19 protein-coding genes are annotated in these 14,377 nt (G+C 61.3%); 5 read left to right on the top strand and 14 right to left on the bottom strand.

Features of this window, described 5'->3' with window-relative positions; genetic code table 11:
- Positions 1–3 precede the first annotated feature (3 nt).
- Together EEQ99_RS15140 and EEQ99_RS15135 are read right to left on the bottom strand one after the other, a co-directional pair.
- Entirely contained in the window at positions 4–1,020 is a 1,017-nt protein-coding gene (locus EEQ99_RS15140; protein ID WP_127430683.1) for a glycosyltransferase family 2 protein, read from the bottom strand.
- Between the two features lie 137 nt (positions 1,021–1,157).
- Complete coding sequence (locus EEQ99_RS15135) at positions 1,158–2,651, bottom strand: ArnT family glycosyltransferase (protein ID WP_127430682.1); 1,494 nt, start codon at positions 2,649–2,651, stop codon at positions 1,158–1,160.
- A 180-nt stretch (positions 2,652–2,831) separates the two neighbouring features.
- Between EEQ99_RS15135 and EEQ99_RS15130 the strand changes: the two genes are divergently transcribed.
- Positions 2,832–3,794 (top strand): lysylphosphatidylglycerol synthase domain-containing protein, encoded by a 963-nt coding sequence (locus EEQ99_RS15130; protein ID WP_063474218.1) that lies wholly within the window; start codon positions 2,832–2,834, stop codon positions 3,792–3,794.
- Here the strand turns inward: EEQ99_RS15130 and EEQ99_RS15125 are convergent.
- Genes EEQ99_RS15125 through EEQ99_RS15110 form a run of 4 tightly spaced genes read right to left on the bottom strand, consistent with a single transcriptional unit; the run spans position 3,762 to position 6,101 of the window.
- Entirely contained in the window at positions 3,762–5,003 is a 1,242-nt protein-coding gene (locus EEQ99_RS15125; RefSeq protein ID WP_127430681.1) for an RNA polymerase sigma factor, read from the bottom strand. The two genes, EEQ99_RS15130 and EEQ99_RS15125, sit on opposite strands and share 33 nt — an antisense overlap.
- 9 nt (positions 5,004–5,012) lie before the next feature.
- Positions 5,013–5,372 (bottom strand): YciI family protein, encoded by a 360-nt coding sequence (locus EEQ99_RS15120; RefSeq protein WP_028755915.1) that lies wholly within the window; start codon positions 5,370–5,372, stop codon positions 5,013–5,015.
- Positions 5,373–5,374: 2 nt separating this feature from the next.
- Complete coding sequence (locus EEQ99_RS15115; protein WP_028755916.1) at positions 5,375–5,734, bottom strand: YciI family protein; 360 nt, start codon at positions 5,732–5,734, stop codon at positions 5,375–5,377.
- Between the two features lie 10 nt (positions 5,735–5,744).
- Positions 5,745–6,101: a YciI family protein gene (locus tag EEQ99_RS15110; protein WP_028755917.1), complete on the bottom strand. Its 357-nt coding sequence runs from the start codon at positions 6,099–6,101 to the stop codon at positions 5,745–5,747.
- Positions 6,102–6,255: 154 nt separating this feature from the next.
- Here EEQ99_RS15110 and EEQ99_RS15105 point away from each other — a divergent pair, with 154 nt between their 5' ends.
- Positions 6,256–6,471 carry a hypothetical protein gene (locus tag EEQ99_RS15105; RefSeq protein WP_244604802.1) on the top strand — a complete coding sequence of 72 codons (216 nt, stop codon included), beginning with the start codon at positions 6,256–6,258 and terminating at the stop codon, positions 6,469–6,471.
- Between the two features lie 4 nt (positions 6,472–6,475).
- Here the strand turns inward: EEQ99_RS15105 and EEQ99_RS15100 are convergent, their stop codons facing one another.
- From EEQ99_RS15100 to EEQ99_RS15090, 3 genes are all read right to left on the bottom strand, one after another.
- Positions 6,476–7,981: an AMP nucleosidase gene (locus tag EEQ99_RS15100; protein WP_127430680.1), complete on the bottom strand. Its 1,506-nt coding sequence runs from the start codon at positions 7,979–7,981 to the stop codon at positions 6,476–6,478.
- Between the two features lie 172 nt (positions 7,982–8,153).
- The gene (locus EEQ99_RS15095; RefSeq protein ID WP_028755920.1) at positions 8,154–8,333 is read right to left on the bottom strand and encodes a hypothetical protein; all 180 of its coding nucleotides are present in this window, start codon (positions 8,331–8,333) and stop codon (positions 8,154–8,156) included.
- Positions 8,334–8,592: 259 nt separating this feature from the next.
- Positions 8,593–8,931 carry a DUF2147 domain-containing protein gene (locus EEQ99_RS15090; protein WP_028755921.1) on the bottom strand — a complete coding sequence of 113 codons (339 nt, stop codon included), beginning with the start codon at positions 8,929–8,931 and terminating at the stop codon, positions 8,593–8,595.
- Positions 8,932–9,378: 447 nt separating this feature from the next.
- Here EEQ99_RS15090 and EEQ99_RS15085 point away from each other — a divergent pair, with 447 nt between their 5' ends.
- Entirely contained in the window at positions 9,379–9,645 is a 267-nt protein-coding gene (locus EEQ99_RS15085; protein ID WP_028755922.1) for an SEL1-like repeat protein, read from the top strand.
- 135 nt (positions 9,646–9,780) lie between these two features.
- Here the strand turns inward: EEQ99_RS15085 and EEQ99_RS15080 are convergent, their stop codons facing one another.
- The 3 genes from EEQ99_RS15080 to EEQ99_RS15070 all read right to left on the bottom strand — a co-directional run bounded on the left by EEQ99_RS15080 (position 9,781) and on the right by EEQ99_RS15070 (position 12,025).
- Complete coding sequence (locus EEQ99_RS15080; RefSeq protein WP_047616205.1) at positions 9,781–10,896, bottom strand: pyridoxal phosphate-dependent aminotransferase; 1,116 nt, start codon at positions 10,894–10,896, stop codon at positions 9,781–9,783.
- Positions 10,897–11,000: 104 nt separating this feature from the next.
- On the bottom strand, positions 11,001–11,402 hold the full coding sequence (locus EEQ99_RS15075) for a pilus assembly protein PilZ (protein ID WP_028755924.1): 402 nt from the start codon (positions 11,400–11,402) through the stop codon (positions 11,001–11,003).
- Positions 11,403–11,623: 221 nt separating this feature from the next.
- Positions 11,624–12,025, bottom strand: coding sequence for a DUF2177 family protein (locus tag EEQ99_RS15070; protein ID WP_047616207.1), 402 nt, complete (start codon positions 12,023–12,025; stop codon positions 11,624–11,626).
- 162 nt (positions 12,026–12,187) lie between these two features.
- Here EEQ99_RS15070 and EEQ99_RS15065 point away from each other — a divergent pair, with 162 nt between their 5' ends.
- Positions 12,188–12,634 (top strand): baeRF12 domain-containing protein, encoded by a 447-nt coding sequence (locus EEQ99_RS15065; RefSeq protein ID WP_028755926.1) that lies wholly within the window; start codon positions 12,188–12,190, stop codon positions 12,632–12,634.
- A gap of 53 nt (positions 12,635–12,687) precedes the next feature.
- Here the strand turns inward: EEQ99_RS15065 and EEQ99_RS15060 are convergent, their stop codons facing one another.
- Positions 12,688–13,554 (bottom strand): LysR family transcriptional regulator, encoded by an 867-nt coding sequence (locus EEQ99_RS15060; RefSeq protein ID WP_127430679.1) that lies wholly within the window; start codon positions 13,552–13,554, stop codon positions 12,688–12,690.
- Between the two features lie 91 nt (positions 13,555–13,645).
- Between EEQ99_RS15060 and EEQ99_RS35140 the strand changes: the two genes are divergently transcribed.
- Positions 13,646–13,897, top strand: a complete 252-nt coding sequence (locus EEQ99_RS35140; protein WP_080759974.1) for a hypothetical protein — start codon at positions 13,646–13,648, stop codon at positions 13,895–13,897.
- Here the strand turns inward: EEQ99_RS35140 and EEQ99_RS15050 are convergent.
- Positions 13,848–14,180, bottom strand: a complete 333-nt coding sequence (locus EEQ99_RS15050; RefSeq protein ID WP_127430678.1) for a hypothetical protein — start codon at positions 14,178–14,180, stop codon at positions 13,848–13,850. The genes EEQ99_RS35140 and EEQ99_RS15050 overlap by 50 nt on opposite strands.
- Positions 14,181–14,377: the final 197 nt, after the last annotated feature.

Here is a 14,377-nt window from a genome sequence, read left to right as displayed (position 1 = left end):
GGCTTAGGCTTGGCTGTGATCGTCGAAGATCTGTCGCACGATGTAGTTCGGAGAGGCGTCGTCGCGATAATAGGTGCGCGCAATCATCTCAGCCAGAATGCCGGTGGTGATCATCTGCACCGACGACAGCAGCAGCACGACGCCGACCATCAGCATCGGTCGCGTGCCGATATCGTTGCCCAGGATGAACTTGTCGAAGCCGAGATAGAGCAGGATCAGCATGGCGACCGCGCCGAGGCCAAGACCCAGAGAGCCGAAGAAATGCCCGGGCCGTGCCTTGTAGCGCATGAAGAACATCACCGACAGCAGGTCGAGGATGACGCGGAAGGTGCGCGAAATGCCGTATTTCGAAACACCGTGCTCGCGGGCATGATGGGTGACGGCCATCTCGCCGATGCGTGAGCTCGGGACGACACCGGCGACCCAGGCCGGGATGAAGCGGTGCATTTCGCCCATCAGCTTCACCTGCTTGATGATCGAGGCACGGTAGATCTTCAGGCTGCAGCCGTAATCGTGCAACTTGACGCCGGTGATACGGCCGATCAGGTAATTGGCGCACCACGACGGGATCTTGCGCAAGAACAGACCGTCCTTACGGTTCTTGCGCCAGCCGACCAAAAGGTCGAGTTCGCGCCGTTCCAGTTCGCCAACCATCGAAGGAATGTCCTTCGGATCGTTCTGGAGGTCGCCGTCCATTGTCGCGATCAGCCGGCCTCGCGCGGTGTCGATACCGGCCTGCATGGCGGCGGTCTGGCCGAAGTTGCGCTGCAGCTCGACGATTCTGAGCGCCAGCCCCTCGCGTCCGACAAACTTGCGCGCGTTGACGAGCGTCGCATCGGTGCTGCCGTCATCGACGAGGATCAGCTCCCAGCGATGCGGGTAGCCGGCCATCGCGGCCGCGACACGCTCGACAAGCGGACCGACGCTTTCCTCTTCGTTGAAAATGGGCACGACCAGCGACAGTTCGAGCGATTGTACCGGATCATTCGTATCGCGAATGGGCTCTACCGTTGTCTGCAACTTTCATCTCCAAAAGGCCGGGCGGCCGAGTATTCGTTACTGCTGCCGCCGCGCTTGCGGAAGGCTACTACATGAAGTGTCCGCCGGTTGCCAGCGGCAATGGCGGTTTCCCAGCAATCGGCTGCGCTGCCGGGGCGCTATTTCGCGCCTCCCTCCACCCAGGAGTAACCGATGGAGAAGCTACGTTTGCCGTCACCGAAGAGATAGGGCAGCGTCAGCGTGTTCAACTCTTGCAGATGAATGCCCGATTTGATGAGATCGCTGGCGAAACCGGGAGCAATTGTCGGGTCGTCTGCGGTCTCGCCGCGCCAGATTACCAGCACCGGCCCCTTCGCCGCCGCATATTCGGGAACCCCGGCACCCGGGAAGAACGGTATCACGACGGGAACATCGGGAAAGGCCAGCCTCAGATTGCCGGCCACGAACTTCGTCCCCGCCACGATCAGAACCGGCTTGCGGGTCGCGGTCAATTCAGCGACGTAACCGGAGAAGGGCACGTTCGTTCTCGTATAGGTGCCGATGTATTGAATGCCGACGATCCGGAAAAGAAGGATCGACAGGATGACGACCATGAAGACCGGCACCACGGGCCGGAAGCGGGCGAGGCCGGCAGAAAGATCGAGATCGGCGGTTTCCAGTTTCAGGAACAGATAAAGCGGCAGGACGAGCAGGCACGGGTCGAGCCAGCGCTCGTGGATATCGCTGGCGCCGGCAAAGAGGACCACGCCGACGAAGGCGACCAGGCTGATGACCATCATCCGCTCGATCACCCGGATCATCGGGCTGGACGAGGAGAGCGCGCGAAAGAAATCGCGCCGGAAGGCGGCCGCGAGGAGAACGATCGGCAATGCGACGAAGCCGAGGACGGCGACGACGAGAGACAGCAGCCCCTGTCCGATGCGCGGCAGGCCGGCGGGGGCCAGGTCTTCGGCGGTCATCCGCTCCAGTGTCGGCGCAGAGGCGCTGGCGAGGTTGTCAGGCAGCCAGAGCGCATGCGGCAGCACGATCAGAATGGCGAGGACGACCGCCGGCAGCAAACGCCAGTCGATCAGACGGCCGCGCCATTTCCGGTCCGGCAGCACGGCGATCAGGGCGGCAGCCGGCAGGATGGCGAAATTGTATTTCGAGATCAGCCCGATGCCGGTGGCGATGCCGATGATCAGGTAGCTCCCGATCGTCGGCTGGCGCAGCGTGCGGAAAAAACCGAAGAGGAAAAGCGAGGTTGCAAACAGCAGCGCGACGGTATGCGTCAATTCGCGCTGCGCCATCAAACCCACTTGCGGCAGAGTGATCAGGCTCAGCATGGCGATGGCGGCGAGCGAGCGGCCCTTCAGCACCTCGCGGGCGGCAAGCCCGTAGAACAGATAGCAGCCGAAGAGAATGATATTCTTCGGCACCGACAGCACCCACATCGATATGCCGGTCACCGAAACGATGGCATATTGTATCCAGTTATAGAAAGGCGGCTGCGGGCCATAGCCGGCAAGCAGATATTGTGAGTAGAAGGATTGCTCCGCCTCGTCGAGATCGAGCGTATGAGGCAAGGCGATGCGCAGCGCGATGTTCAGCAGGAAATAGACTGCCAGAAACATGCTGGCGCTCGTAATGCTTCTGGTAATTCGCTCCAACATCGATCTCCACGTCAAGCCGGCAAGGCGTGTCATATACCGGTCAGCGCCCGGATCGTCGGCGGGAAGGCGCCTTCGCCTCCATCGCCATCAACTCCGCCGTTGTGCGCAACCTGCATTTCTCTTAAAAGGCCTGGCGACGGGACCGGTCCCATGCCGACCCAAGCGAGGAATGCCTACTACATGAAGAGCTCGATCGTTGAAAGCCGGCAATCCTGGTTTATGCGCAATCGCATGACCATTCTGACGGTCGTCATCGTCGCAGCCTATGCGCTCTTCATCCAATGGTTCTGGGGGTGGCCCGTCATCATCAGGCAATGGGCCGATGTCGGCGCCGGTCCGGTGATCGGCGCGCTCGTGCTTTTGACGAGCACCTATTTCCTGCGCACCTGGCGCATCTATGATTATTTTCCAAAGGAAACGGCCGGCCGGTTCGCCGTCCTCTTCCGCGTCACGCAGATCCACAACCTCTTGAACATCATGCTGCCCTTCCGCACCGGCGAGACCAGCTTTCCGCTGCTGATGCGCACCGAATTCGGCATTCCGCTGACGCGCGGAACCTCGGCGCTCTTCGTCATGCGGCTGCTCGACCTGCACGCGCTTCTGGCCGCCGCTGGCATCGGCTTTGCCGTCGCCGCCGCCAATGCGGCTGTTGCCTGGTCGCTCTGGACCGCCTTTCTGCTGTTGCCGGTCGCAGCCTTTGCCGCCCGCAAGCCGCTGCTGCGCCTCGCCGCCCGGCTGCTGCCTAATAAGGCGCAGAAATTCGTCGCCGAGATCGAAAACGGTTTGCCGCTCGATGCCGTGGCCTTTGCGCGCGCCTGGGCGATGACCATCGTCAACTGGCTGGTGAAGGTGATGGTGCTTGCCTGGGCGCTCGGCCTGATGGGCGTGTCGCCGATGGCGGCAAGCTTCGGCGGCGCGCTCGGCGGCGAGCTCTCCTCCGTGTTGCCGATGCATGCGCCGGGCGGCGTCGGCACCTATCCGGCCGGCATCACCGCCGGCGCCATCGCTCTCGGTGCCTCGAGCGAGCGGATGGCTCTGGCCGCGCTGGCGCAGGCGAGCATCAATGCCCACCTGCTGATCATCGTCTCGGCGCTCACCGGCACGGCGATCTCACTGCCGCTCGGACGCCGCGGCAAGCTCTGAAATCCGTTTTCTCAGAAACGCCTGCTCCGGCTCCTGCCGGCAGAGCGACAGCGCCGTTTCATAGGCGGCGATCGCCTCTTGTCTCCGGCCGAGACGGCGCAGGAAATCGGCGCGCGCCGAATGGGCGAGGTGATAGGCCTGCAGCTCCCGGCGGGCCAGAATGGCATCGATCAGTTCCAGCCCCTTTGCCGGCCCGTCCGCCATCGCGATCGCCACGGCGCGGTTCAGCTCGACGATCGGGGAGGGCTGGGCTGCCAGAAGCAGATCGTAATAAAAGGCGATCCGCCGCCAGTCGGTCTCTTCGGCAGCCGGCGCCCTGGCATGCTCGGCGGCGATCGCCGCCTGCAGCGTATAGGTGCCGATCTCTCCCGCCCGCATCGCCTCCTTGAGTAGCGCCAGGCCTTCCCTAATCTTCGCATGATCCCAGAGCGAGCGGTCCTGATCGGCAAGCAGCACCAGCGATCCCTCTTCGCCGCGGCGGGCGGCGCGGCGGGAGTCCTGCAGCAGCATCAAAGCCAGCAGGCCGGAGACGTCGGGATGCGGCAGCAGCGCCAGAAGCAGCCGCGCCAGACGTATCGCCTCTGCGGTCAGGTCGGCGCGGACCACGTCTTCGCCCGAAGAGGCGGAATAGCCCTCGTTGAAGACGAGGTAGATGACGTGTAACACCCGGTCGAGCCGCGGCGGCAGCGCTTCGCGGCCCGGCACCTCGTAGGGGATCTTCGCCGCCCGGATCTTGCCCTTGGCGCGCACGATCCGCTGCGCCACCGTCGGCGCCGGAATGAGGAAGGCATGGGCGATCTCTTCGGTGGTCAGTCCGCAGATTTCTCTGAGTGCCATCGCCATCTGCGCATCGGCCGGAATTAGCGGATGGCAGCAGGTGAAGATCAGCCGCAGCATGTCGTCCTCGATCGGTTCCATGTCGCCGATCTCCGTTGCGTCGGGGGAGTAGAGGCTGTCTTCGATGTGATGCTGCGAAGCATCGAAACGCGCCCGCCGCCGGATCGTGTCGATCGCCTTGAAGCGTCCCGTCGAAACGAGCCAGGCGAAGGGATTGCCGGGAATGCCGTCCGTCGGCCATGTCCGGGCGGCCGCAGCGAAGGCGTCGTGCAGCGCTTCCTCCGCCCGGTCGAAATCGCCGAGCAGGCGGATCAGCGTCGCCAGCACCCGGCGCGACTGCGTTCGATAGATCTCCTCGATCACGCGTTCCAACGGGCCACCTCAGTCCGGCAGGGTCAGCATTCGCACGGGCCTCAGTTCGACCGCGCCGAAACGTGCCGATGGGATCCGCCCGGCAATCTCCCTGGCTTTCACCATGTCAGGCGCCTCGATGACGTAGAAGCCGGCCAGATGCTCCTTGGTTTCGACATAGGGGCCGTCGGTAGCTGACAGGCTGTTGTTTCGAACACGCAGCACGGTCGCCTTATCAGGCATCTCAAGCGCATCGGCATGGATCATGATGCCGTCGCGGCGCAGCTCCTCGTCGAAGGCGAAATGCGCTTTGACGAGTTCATCGGTTTCCGCCGCGGTCAGCCTGCCGTCGGTGTCGGCACTGTTATAAATCAGGCAGATGTAGCGCATGGCTATTTCCCATCCTGGATGGAGTAAGTCGGGCGCACTTCGATTGAGCAATATTTGAGGATCGGAAAACTCGACACGATCGTCTTCGCCTCCTCGATGTTCTCGGCTTCGATCAGCACAAAACCGCCGAGGTGCTCTTTGATTTCGGCAAATGGGCCATCGGTCGCAAAGGCCTCGCCATTGCGCAGGCGGACCGTGATCGCCGTTGACGGTTCATGCAAGGCGAGCGCCACCTGCAGATGACCGCTCTCGCGCCAGCGATTGTCGCTGGTGATGCACTCCTGTGTGAGCGCATCCCATTCGGTCTGAGGGACCAGCTTGCTTTTTTCCGTGTCGAACCAGATCTGGCATAGAAATTTCATCGGTCTCTCCTCATTTAGCTCCGAATTCGTGGATTGGCCGCACTTCGATCGCACCGAGCCTGGCGAGCGGAATGCCGGCGGCGATGCGGATCGCCTCGTTGAGATCCTTTGCCTCGATCAGGATAAAGCCGCCGAGCGCCTCCTTCGTCTCGGCGAAGGGACCGTCCGTCACCGACATCTCGCCGCCCCGCACCCGCACGGTCACCGCCGATGTCGGCGGCTGCAGCGCCTGCGCGACAATCATATGCCCGCTTTCGGCAAGGTCCTTGTCATAGGCCAGGGAATTGGTGTCGAGTTCGGCCTTCTCCTCTTTCGTCATGGCGTCGAGCACACCGCCATCGAACCAGACCTGACAGAGATATTTCATCGCAGGCAGCCTCCTTGTGAGTATTCAATAACCCTGGACGACCGAGCTCCACGCAATTCGACAGCGGCGGAAAAAATCTTTGTTCCGGCCGGCTGTCGAAATCGCAAGGCAGCGCTCGACAAGGCTTCATCGAAACCTGTCGAGGAGAACGACAATGAGCATTCTTGAAATCGCCCTGGCAAGCCAGATCTGGGCACGCCGCCGCGAGAAGCGTCAATTGGGGCTGGACGATGCCGACGCGCTGAAGGCTCTTCTGCGCATCGCTTTCGTCATCGCCGCCTTCACCCTGCTGATTTCAGGGCTGAACCTTGCCGCGGGCAGGCCGCAGATGCTAGCGGACGGCTCGGCGTCTGTTGTGACAGGCAGGTGACGGCCTATTGGAAGGCCGTTTCGAAGAAGCTGCGCAGCTTACGTGAATGCAGCGCTTCCTTCGGCATGGCGGCCAGCTTCTGGACGGCGCGGATGCCGATCTGCAGATGCTGGTTGACCTGCGTCCGGTAGAAGGCCGTCGCCATGCCTGGCAGCTTCAATTCGCCGTGCAGCGGCTTGTCGGAGACGCAGAGCAGCGTGCCATAGGGCACGCGGAAGCGGAAGCCGTTGGCGGCGATCGTCGCCGATTCCATATCGAGCGCGATGGCGCGCGCCTGGGAGAGCCGCTTCACCGGCCCGCGCTGGTCACGCAGTTCCCAGTTGCGGTTATCGATCGTGCCGACCGTGCCGGTGCGCATAATGCGCTTCAGCTCGAAACCTTCATAGCCGGTGATTTCGGCAACGGCCGCTTCCAGCGCCACCTGGACTTCGGCCAGCGCCGGGATCGGCACCCAGACCGGCAGGTCGTCGTCGAGAACATGGTCCTCGCGCATATAGGCATGGGCGAGAACATAATCGCCGAGCCGCTGGCTGTTGCGAAGACCGGCGCAGTGGCCGAGCATCAGCCAGGCATGCGGGCGCAGCACGGCGACGTGGTCAGTGATCGTCTTGGCGTTGGAGGGGCCGACGCCGATATTGATCATGGTAATCCCGGCATGGCCCTTCTTCTTCAGATGGTAGGCCGGCATCTGCGGCAGGCGGGTAAGCGCCGCATCCGTTTCCGGCGCGTTCGAGCCGGGCAGGGTGACGACATTGCCGGGCTCGACGAAGGCGGTATAGCCATCGCCGCCGCCCTCGGCCATCAGCTTGCGCGCCCAGCCGCAGAATTCGTCGATATAGAACTGGTAGTTCGTAAACAGCACGAAATTCTGGAAATGCTCGGCATGCGTCGCCGTATAATGCGACAGCCGGGCGAGCGAATAGTCGATGCGTTGCGCGGTAAACGGCGCAAGCGGCGAGGGCTCTCCCGGCGGCGGGATATATTCGCCGTTGGCGATCTCGTCGTCGGTGGTGTTGAGATCGGGCGTGTCGAAGATATCGCGCATCGGAACGTCGATGAAGGCGTTGGTCGATGCTTCCACATGCGCACCCTCGCCGAAGGCGAAGTGCAAGGGGATCGGCGTCGTCGATTCCGAGACGATGACAGGAACATTGTGGCTCTTCATCAGCAACGTCAGCTGCTCCTTCAGGTAATGCTTGAAGAGCTTCGGCCGGGTGACTGTCGTCGTATAGATGCCGGGCGCCGTGACATGACCATAGGAAAGCCGCGAATCGACATGGCCGAAGCTTGTCGTCTCGATGCTGACCTGCGGATAAAAAGCGCGGTAGCGCGAGGAAATCGGTGCGCCCTGTGCGAGTTCGCTGAAGTTCTGGATCAGAAACGCCGTATTGCGCTCGTAAAGCGCCGTCAGCGCCTCGACCGCCTTGGCGGGATCATCGAAACTCTCAGGCTGGAAAGGGGGTGGAGAGGATGTGTCGAGGGGCGACAAAGGGGAGATTCGTTTGTTCATGACGCATTATAGAGAGTTGTTTTTGACAAGCAAACGACGCGCCGGCGGATTCCGATTTTTTATCCTCTTCCGCGTCTGGTGCGGATGCCTGTCGCCCAAAACTGCGCAGCGGTATTGGGACAACGACATGCGTAAATCAAAGATTTAAAGCGCGTCGTACGATGCGCATTGGTCAGCGCACCGCAGGCGCGCAGAAGGTGCCGTTTCTCTCCAGGCAGGTATAGCTCGCCCCGAAATGCGACTGGGCACCGCCACCGCCTTCGTGCACCACGACCGCCGAAAATGTGACCGCGAAGATCGCCGCAAACAGCGTGATGATGCTAAAGCGTCTTGCCAGAATATAGAGGTCCATTGCCTTGCCCCCGATCGCAACTCTATCGTGACAAGAGTTTTGCCATGCCGCGGCTGAACGAGTGCTGAGATGCCGGTTCATCCACCGTTCAGCTTGCCGGGCAGGCTCGGGAGGGGTGCGGAGAGGATTTATAAGGGTTCGTCGGGCGGATCGCCCCCTTCGGCCATCGCCGGACGGCTTACCAAATGGGGCGGTAAAGAGCATAGAAGCATGCCGGTGTGCCGGCATGCTTCTATAATTGGGATGAGTTGTCTATGGTTCAGAGCCGCGTCCAGGTCTGCGACTTGCAAAGGATCTTCATCACGCAGCCCTGCATCCTCAGCGAATTGCCGGAAATCTTGCCCGAACCGCTATAGGTCTTTTCGGCCGCCGGGTCGGTGATCTCGCCGGCATAGCTGCCGCCGGTTCCCGCAAGCGTGCCGATCTTCCGGCCGGCATATTTGCCGGTCTTCAGCGTCACGCAATAACTGCCGCCGCAGGATGCGATCACCGCCGTATCGCCGGCGGCCGTCTTCCAGCTGCCGACGATCGGCTCCTCGGCATGCGCGATACCCGCGATCATTGCAATAGTGCCGGCGAGAACGAAGCTGCGGATCATCTTTTCCTCCATGATGTCCCTTGATCGGCCGCGAAAATAACTGACGCGAACGTAAAGGTAAATAAGCCCGATCGTTGTTCTGCGGATCGAGTGAAAAACCGGAGAAAAAAGCCATGCGGCGAGCTTGCAAAGATATCGCCTGCTGATTTCATGATGAACGATCCCTTTATTTTCAAATCTGAATCTTTCGTAAAATTGGCGCGAAAATCCTTAATTCGCAAGGAATCTGATGTTTAACAAAAACCCAAATTTACCAAGCATTTGCACTTTGTTTGTCTAGAATTAATCATGCATTTTAGGCGTTTTTTGAAGGCCGTTCGGCATAGTGAAGCCATCAAACGAGCGGGGCAAACCCGCCGGACCGGAAGGGCCGCCAAGCCGCGATAGACGGCAAGGCCCGGAGGTAAAACAGGGTAAGTCATAAACAGGCTAACAGGGATAAAACCGATGGCACGCTTTGAAATGCACAATGCTGAAACGGCCACCATGGGTGGCGACAACAACGCCGATGTCTTCTGCGAAATGGGTCTGATGTATGCGACCGGCCGCGGCTGTGAAGTCGATCTCGTCGCCGCCCACAAATGGCTGAACATCGCTGCCATCAAGGGCAACGATCGCGCCGCCGAGCTTCGTGCCGACGTGGCCGCCGCCATGGACAAGATGCAGCTCGTGGCAGCGCTGCGCGCCGCCCGCGAGTGGATGACGGTTCACTGACACCCACCTGCCGGCAATTCGGTAGGAACGATATAACAACCTCGGAAAGAGGGAGCTGGCGGGGCGCTTTGGACGGGGCCGACGCCGGGAGAAGGGAACCGCGACCGGATCCTCCACCGGCCGCGGTTCTTGCCCTTATCGGCCGATCTTTTTCAGCACCTGCGGCAGCGCGTTTTCGAGGAGCGCCATATCCGCCTCCGGCCCGACGCTGATGCGAATGCAGCGATTGAGCGGCGCCACGCCAGGCATGCGGATGAAGACGCCATGCTCCATCAGCCCGTCGACGATCGCGCGGGCATAAACGCCGTCGCGTCCGGCGTCGATCGCCACGAAATTGGTCGCCGAGGGCAGGGGCTCGAGACCGTTCGCCCGGGCGATAGCGCCGATCCGCTCCCGCGCCGCATGGATTTTCCCGACCACCTCGACGAGATAGGCCTGGTCCTTGAGGGCGGCCAGCGCTGCTGCCGTCGCCAGCCGGTTCATGCCGAAATGATTGCGGATTTTGTCGAAGGCCTGCGCCGTGCCTGGCGTCGAGATCACATAGCCGATCCGTGCGCCGGCAAGTCCGTAGGCCTTGGAGAAGGTGCGGGTGCGAACGACGTTCGGCAGCTCGATCAGCGAGGAGATCGACGGCAGCGACCCTGCCGGCCCCGTCTCGCTATAGGCCTCGTCGAGCACCATCAGCGTCGTCTCGGGCAGCGCCCGGGCGAAAGCGACGATGCTCTTGGCATCCCACCAGCTTCCCATCGGATTGTCGGGATTGGCAAAATAGACGAGCGGCGCATTCTCCCGCTTCACGGCATCGAGCAGGCCGTCGAGGTCCTCGCGGTCGTTGGCGTAGGGAACGGTCACCAGCCGGCCGCCGAAACCGGCGACGTGGAAATTGAAGGTCGGATAGGCGCCGAGCGAGGTGACGACGGGCGCGCCCGGTTCGATCACCAGCCGGACGATCTGGCCGAGCAATTCGTCGATGCCGCTGCCGATGGCGATGTTGGCGGCCGAGACGCCGAGATGGGCGGCAAGCGCTTCCCTGAGCGCGAAATTCTCCGGATCATTGTATTTCCAGATATTGCCGGCCTCTTCGCGCATCGCGGCAAACACGGAAGCGGCTGGGCCGAAGCCGTTCTCATTGGCGCCGATGCGTGCCGAAACGGCAAGTCCGCGCTGGCGTTCGATCGCCTCGGGGCCGACAAAGGGAACTGTGGAGGGCAGGGCGCTGGCAAGGGGGGTGAAGCGCGAAAAGGCGGACATGCGAAAGCGGGTTCCCGAGCATATTGACAATTGACGAAACAATAGGCCCGGGCACGGCCAACGCAAGCAAGATTATTTCTGCAACAAGCCTGTTATGGGACGGTTCACGCCCTGAAGATCGGCGCACGTCGGGCGGCGATCGCTTCCATGTTGCCGACGAGGAAATCGGTGCGCACGACGCGGCGCAGAACCTCGGGGTCCATGATGTTGATGAACCGGACGCCGATGCGTTCCTTGTGGCGATAGACCTCGGCGCAGCCGATGCGATAGGCGAGGCCGAGAATGTTGAGATAATAATGCTTCGGCAGGCCGGCCGTGGTCGAGACGATGAAGGTGGCGCCGCCTTGGGATATATCGATGATCTCGGCGCTTCGCATCGAGACGCCCGTCAGGCACGGCCGGACGGCGACGATGCGGGCTGGCCGTTTGACGATGAATTCTTCCCAGCGCTGGTCGTAGACGGCGGACTTGACCGTGGCAAGGTGTGTAGCGCGGAGCATAGTCATTCACATTCTCCGTCAGTCAGGACGCATTGGGGTTAATTTCAATCAAGCTGACCTTGATCTCATTCAGGCTGGCTTGATCGAGCAACTGGTCTTGATCCCAACCAACGTCACATGAATGTTTTGCACATTCGTCAAATATAAAATTACAATTTTAACGAGTTCAAACTTTGTTCCCAAGCGGGACGCCTTCATGTTCATTATCGGGACGCGGTTTTCCGGTTTCAGCCCAGAAATCTGACGGCAAGATATCCGCCGGCGGCGGTCAGCGCCGTCAGAGCCGTGCCCCAGGCCATGTCGACCAGGCTCATGACGACTGGCCAGTTGCGAAGCGTGGCAAGATTGGTGATGTCATAGGTGCCATAGGCCGCCAGTCCCAGAATGGCACCGTGGAGAAATGCGGTGACGATCGAGCCTGTCGACAGCGCCGGCAGCACGGCGAGCACGACCACTGCCGCGGCAAAGAGCAGGTAGAACAGGGCGGCGATCGCAAGATTGGGCGAGGGCAGCATCAGCGCGCCCAGCTGGTCGCGATAAAAATTGCGAGCGATGAGGCCGAGCCAGATTCCGTCGCAGGCGAGAAGGGTGAGAACGGCGCCGGCATAGGCGAGCAGTGATGTCTTCATCGTCAGTCTCCCGAACTTGGCCCTTTTTACGCAGCAAAGGCCGGCCGGATCGCTGCCCGTTCGATTTCGGTGCAATTTTCCCGAACTCTTTCAATAGCCAGGCGTTCTGCCTTGATCGATGAAGCATGGCGCGCTTCGAATGACGACAGTGAGGAATTGAAGATGACTGATGTCAAAGTCCCTTGGAAATCATGGGTCGTGGTCTGCAATGGAGCCAAGGCTCTGATCATGCAGAATGCCGGCGATGCCCAACTGATGAACCTGAAGGTGCTGGAAACCCTGACGCAGCCGAGCGCGCCCGATCGCGAGATTGGCGCCGATAAGCCCGGCCGCAGCCATGCCGCCAACGGCTTCAGCGGCAGCGCCGTCGAGGAGACCAACTGGCAGGATCAGGCCGAAGCCCAGTTTCTGAAACAACTGGCCGAAAGGCTGGACGAATTGGCGCAGGAAAAGGATGCCCGCCGCATCATCCTCGTTGCGCCGCCGAAGGCGCTCGGCGCGTTGCGGCCGGCCCTCAGCGCCGATACGCAGGCAGCGATCTCCGCGGAATTGGCGAAGGACTATACCAATATGCCGGTCGACGAGATCGAGCGGCATCTCGCGGCCTGAGTCCGTTCGCAGTAACTTGAGGAAACGCGGGTCGAGAGGCCCGCGTTTTCGCGTCATACCAACGGCATCCGCCCAACAAACAGCTCTTCACGATCGGCAAAGAGCGCCGCCAGGCGGTCGATGACGATCCTGACCTCCGGCCGTTGCCGCTCGTCATCATGCGCAACAATCCACATCTCATACGTCAGCTCGTCGATCACAGGCCCGGCGCGGACGAGCCTGCGCTCCTGATCGCCGATAAAACAGGGAAGCACGCCACGGCCGGCACCGCCGCGGATCAGGTGAAACAGCATATGCGGCGTGTTCGTCCAGCTGGTGATCCAGTAATCCGGCTGTTCGAAAGTCCATTTGTCGGCCGGCGTGATGGCGGTATCGGTGCCGAGCGAGATCCAGTTGCAATTGGCCTCGTCATAATCTGCCGCCTGATAGGCCGCATGTGCCACCTTGACCGAACGGCGGATCGCGACGTTGCCGCTCTCCGGCCGGCTGTGGCCAACGGCGATATGCGCTTGCCGATAGGTGAAATCGACACTCGCATCTGAGGTTTTGTAGCACATGCGGAAGCTGTCCTTCGGCGTCCAGACGCTGGCCAGATGATCGGCGATGAAGCGCAAGGTCCAGCTGTCGGCGGCCGTCGAGACGATCGGTAGTGTCAGCACCTCACCGCGCCAGTCCGAGATCGCACGCGCGGCATCCTGCATCAGCCGGACGCGATCGAGCAGTTCCTGCCCATCCTTGGCGAGCAGATAACCGGTGGGGCCGCGGCTGAACAGCGAGCGGCCCGTCACCCGTTCGAGCGCCAGCATGCGCCGGCCGATGGTCGGGGCGCTGAGCCCGGTGCGCTGAGCCGCCGCCGAAAGCCCGCCGCCGGTCGCGACATGGAAGAAAAGCTGCAGGTCGTCCCAGCTGGCATCTTTCATGGATGAAAACCCCCTTTCCCCCACGCCTCTACATCGGATGGGCGCGAAGGCTTAGCTCAAGTGCACGAGCCAATAGATGGAGGACGAAGCAATGGATCTCAACTGGGTTACTCTCTTTAAGGAAGTCGAAACCCGCAATCGCCGGATCCGCCGCGATCGCTTTGCCGATCCGCTTGATAGGCCGGAATGGCGCGGATTTCTCTGGGTCGTTCCGATCATCGCGCGTCTCGCTGCGCGGCGGGGCGCCGAAACAAAGGCGATGCGCCGCGATGCTTCGCGGATCGCCAAAGGCCTCAGCTTTCGAAACTCAGCCGCAGCACGTGGTGCAGGAATTCCGGATTGAGCAGCATGTTGAAGCTGATCGTCACCAATTCGCCTTCGCGCTTGACGACGGTCGAGCCGATCTCGTCATGGATGCCGAGGATCTCGAGGAAGAAATGGCTCGGCATTTCCAGGTTGGGGCTGACTTCGAGCAGGGCGCCGGCGAGCGTGATCGTGCGGATCAGGCAGCGCACCTGCGTTCCGGTGCTGAGATGATGGCCGACGAAGATGATGTTGCCCGGCCTGTCGAGATTGAATTCCCTGTAAGCACGTTCCGGCTTGGAGTGTTCTGTGTCGAGGTGCATCTGAAAGGCCCTTTTAGCCTCCGCTGGTATAGGACAGGATATTAGCTTAGGAATGCTGACGCTTGCTGAAGAACATCGTTAGAATTGAATGCGTCCGCGAAATCTGCGGGAAAATCGCACCGATTTCGGGCAGGTTTGCTCCAAATTTGCTCATTTCCCAGCGCATATGCGCCATTCTTGACATGCCTGCGTCCTTG

The organism is Rhizobium anhuiense, assembly GCF_003985145.1.
Lineage (GTDB): Bacteria > Pseudomonadota > Alphaproteobacteria > Rhizobiales > Rhizobiaceae > Rhizobium > Rhizobium anhuiense.
The sequence above is the reverse complement of the archived record's forward strand: the minus strand, read 5'-3'. Positions and strand labels throughout refer to the sequence as shown.

What these genes read in the sequence shown, in the direction of transcription:
- EEQ99_RS15135 (WP_127430682.1), bottom strand. Translation starts at nt 2,651, where the DNA reads ATGTTGGAGCGAATTACCAGAAGCATTACGAGCGCCAGCATGTTTCTG.
- EEQ99_RS15130 (WP_063474218.1), top strand. Translation starts at nt 2,832, where the DNA reads ATGAAGAGCTCGATCGTTGAAAGCCGGCAATCCTGGTTTATGCGCAAT.
- EEQ99_RS15120 (WP_028755915.1), bottom strand. Translation starts at nt 5,372, where the DNA reads ATGCGCTACATCTGCCTGATTTATAACAGTGCCGACACCGACGGCAGG.
- EEQ99_RS15115 (WP_028755916.1), bottom strand. Translation starts at nt 5,734, where the DNA reads ATGAAATTTCTATGCCAGATCTGGTTCGACACGGAAAAAAGCAAGCTG.
- EEQ99_RS15110 (WP_028755917.1), bottom strand. Translation starts at nt 6,101, where the DNA reads ATGAAATATCTCTGTCAGGTCTGGTTCGATGGCGGTGTGCTCGACGCC.
- EEQ99_RS15105 (WP_244604802.1), top strand. Translation starts at nt 6,256, where the DNA reads ATGAGCATTCTTGAAATCGCCCTGGCAAGCCAGATCTGGGCACGCCGC.
- EEQ99_RS15100 (WP_127430680.1), bottom strand. Translation starts at nt 7,981, where the DNA reads ATGAACAAACGAATCTCCCCTTTGTCGCCCCTCGACACATCCTCTCCA.
- EEQ99_RS15095 (WP_028755920.1), bottom strand. Translation starts at nt 8,333, where the DNA reads ATGGACCTCTATATTCTGGCAAGACGCTTTAGCATCATCACGCTGTTT.
- EEQ99_RS15090 (WP_028755921.1), bottom strand. Translation starts at nt 8,931, where the DNA reads ATGATCCGCAGCTTCGTTCTCGCCGGCACTATTGCAATGATCGCGGGT.
- EEQ99_RS15085 (WP_028755922.1), top strand. Translation starts at nt 9,379, where the DNA reads ATGGCACGCTTTGAAATGCACAATGCTGAAACGGCCACCATGGGTGGC.
- EEQ99_RS15080 (WP_047616205.1), bottom strand. Translation starts at nt 10,896, where the DNA reads ATGTCCGCCTTTTCGCGCTTCACCCCCCTTGCCAGCGCCCTGCCCTCC.
- EEQ99_RS15075 (WP_028755924.1), bottom strand. Translation starts at nt 11,402, where the DNA reads ATGACTATGCTCCGCGCTACACACCTTGCCACGGTCAAGTCCGCCGTC.
- EEQ99_RS15070 (WP_047616207.1), bottom strand. Translation starts at nt 12,025, where the DNA reads ATGAAGACATCACTGCTCGCCTATGCCGGCGCCGTTCTCACCCTTCTC.
- EEQ99_RS15065 (WP_028755926.1), top strand. Translation starts at nt 12,188, where the DNA reads ATGACTGATGTCAAAGTCCCTTGGAAATCATGGGTCGTGGTCTGCAAT.
- EEQ99_RS15060 (WP_127430679.1), bottom strand. Translation starts at nt 13,554, where the DNA reads ATGAAAGATGCCAGCTGGGACGACCTGCAGCTTTTCTTCCATGTCGCG.
- EEQ99_RS35140 (WP_080759974.1), top strand. Translation starts at nt 13,646, where the DNA reads ATGGATCTCAACTGGGTTACTCTCTTTAAGGAAGTCGAAACCCGCAAT.
- EEQ99_RS15050 (WP_127430678.1), bottom strand. Translation starts at nt 14,180, where the DNA reads ATGCACCTCGACACAGAACACTCCAAGCCGGAACGTGCTTACAGGGAA.